This is a genomic window from Streptomyces sp. SID3343 (genome assembly GCF_009865215.1).
In the GTDB taxonomy this organism is placed as follows: domain Bacteria; phylum Actinomycetota; class Actinomycetes; order Streptomycetales; family Streptomycetaceae; genus Embleya.
Genome location: NZ_WWJX01000017.1, coordinates 1 through 2,605, shown reverse-complemented (window position 1 = coordinate 2,605; position 2,605 = coordinate 1). Strand labels below are relative to the sequence as shown.

At 69.1% G+C, this 2,605-nt stretch carries 1 protein-coding gene; it reads right to left on the bottom strand.

Features of this window, described 5'->3' with window-relative positions:
* Positions 1–150: 150 nt before the first annotated feature.
* Positions 151–2,508 carry a collagenase gene (locus GT354_RS00690; RefSeq protein WP_237534244.1) on the bottom strand — a complete coding sequence of 786 codons (2,358 nt, stop codon included), beginning with the start codon at positions 2,506–2,508 and terminating at the stop codon, positions 151–153.
* Positions 2,509–2,605 lie beyond the last annotated feature (97 nt).

Here is a 2,605-nt window from a genome sequence, read left to right as displayed (position 1 = left end):
CTCCGCAAGGCCTACGACGGGGCGTAGCGCGCGGCGTCCACCGCCGCCGGAGGCAAGGTTCGTACGCGAACCGGCGGCGAGGTCGATGAAGACCTCGCCGCCGGGTGGTGCGCCGTACTCGGTACCCGAGTACGGCGCACCACGTGCGGATCAGTAGGTCGTGGTGACCGCCGTCCCGCTGAAGGCCGCCTTCCCGTACAGGGAGATGTAGTGGTAGCCCTCGGACGGTGCGGTGACGGTCAGCGTCTCCGCGTTGCCGCTGTTGGTCGAACGGGCCGTGTAGGCGGTGTTGGTCGCCCACACGTCACTGTTGTAGTAGAGGTCGGCGTTGCCCGTACCGCCCGCGACGGTGATGTTCAGGCGCGCCGTGCCGGCGGGGACGTAGAGGTAGAACCACGCGGTGCCGCCGGCGCCGGCGGTCAGCGCGCTGCGCTTGCAATTCTTGCCCAGGGCGCGGGTGTCGGGGTCGGTGCATTCGGTCGCGGTGCCGCCGCCCGTGACGGTGACCGCCTTGGACGTGGTCGCGGTGGCGCCGCCGTTGTCGGTGACGGTCAGCCGCGCGGTGTAGGTCCCGGGCGCGCCGTAGGTCTTGGTGGGGTTGGTCGCGGTCGACGTGGTGCCGTCGCCGAAGTCCCATGCGCGCGAGGAGATCGTGCCGTCGGGGTCGGTCGAGGTGTCGGTGAACACCGCGGCGGTGCCGTTGATCGCGACGGTGAAGTTCGCCGTCGGCGGGCGGTTGGTCGGCGTACTGCCGCCGCAGTCGCCCGCGGCGCACGCCGCGAGCCACGTGTACCAGTCGCTGTCGTAGCGGGTGCCGATCGTGGTGGTCAGGAAGGAGCGGGCGCCGGTCCAGTCGCCGGTGCGGTAGTAGCCGAGCAGTCGGTCGACGTCGGGGCGGTGCTTTTGGAGCAGATACCGCACGGCGAGGTAGCCCCAGCGGTAGATGCGCGTGGTGTCGTGGTCGTAGGTGGTGTCGAAGACCGTGCTCAGGGCGTAGGTGTGCAGGCCCGCCTCGGTGATCGCCGCGTCGTAGGTGACGTTGCGGTAGGAGTACGAGACGTACTCCGCGAAGCCCTCGATCCACCAGATGGTCGGGGTCGAGACGCCGGCGTCGAAGTCGCCGAACATGTCGAACCGGCCGTCGAGGTAGTGCGTGTACTCGTGGTTGAGGTTCCAGATCTCGAAGAGCGGGCGGACCCACTCGGCCTCGTAGGCGATGAAGCGCGGCTTGTTGCCCACCGCGGCGGGGTCGCCCTCCAGGTACATGCCACCGTTGTTGGTGTCGATGCCGAAGATCGCGCCGGCGTACGTCTGGTAGTCGGCGCTGGAGTCGAACACCACGACCTCGATGGTCGAGTTGTTGTCGTTCGCCACCGGGCCGCTGTCCTTGACCACGCCGTGGAAGTAGGCGTCCTGGTTGCGCAGGCTGGTGCATGCGGTCGCGAGATCGGCGCTCGTCATCTGCTGAGCCCGGATGTGAATGCTCGCGCTGCACGTGAAGTCGACCGTCAGTACGGCGGCGGACAGCCGCGCCTGGAGGTCACAGGTGTCGTAATAGGCGCACTGTGCCTTGTCGTAGTAGTCGGTCATCTCGGCCAGTCCGACCCACAGCGCGGCGGTCGACCCGGTCATCGAGCTCGCCCGCAGGTGCCGGAGCACCATCGGCCGCACCTTGGCCTGTAGCGGCGCGTATTGCAGGAAGCGCCCGAGTTCGCGCCCCGCGTTGACGGTCAGGTACGCGTTGTCGGTGCCGAGCAGGTCGCGGTGCGCGGTGAGGAACGCGTCGAGCGAGTCGATCACGCTGGGGTCGGCCTTGACCGCCTCGACGAACGCCGGTACCTGATGGCCGCGGAAGAGCACGGTGTAGACGTTGTTGACCGCGATGAGCATCCAGCGCGACGCGTTGTACGAGCTGTTGTATCCGGCCAACAGCCGCTTGACGACCGACAGATAGCGCGCGTTCTCCTCGGCGCTGTCGATCAGGGTGACGGCCTCCGCGAGGGTTTCGCCGTTGGCGTCGGTGACGTCCGACGAGCGCGCGTTGCCGAAGAAGGTGTCCAGGCCCGACCGGATGGCCGTCCGGAGGGTCGGACCGTAGGTGCCTACGGTCGAGGCGTTGTACCAGTGCACGTAGTAGCCCGCGCGCAGGAACAGCACCAGTTGCGGCAGCCCCGTGCTGCCGTTGCCGGGGTATCCGACCGAGCCGTCGCGCATGGCGTACGCGACGGTGGTCATCTGGGCTTCCCGAAAGATCGAGTAGGCGTCGGGACCGGTCACCCCGAACAGCGTGTTGACGCAGTCGGTCGTCGACGCCTTGATCTGCTGGACGAGCGCCGCGCCGGTACGGGAGGCGAAGTCGGAGACCGCGCAGCTCGCGGCGGCTTCGGCGCTCGGGTTCGCGGCCGTCGACGGTCGGGCCGGGAGCCGAACCGTCGACGGATCGTCGTAGTCGTGTCGCGCGCTCTCGCGGGCGGAGGCGGAGACCGGCGGCCGATCGGGAATCGGCAGCGGTTTGCCCTGCGAGTGTGGAAGTCGGCCGTCGGCCGCGCTGGGGGCGGGGGCGGACGGGGCCGCGGTCGAGGTCGTCGGGGCGGTGTCGGCGGGG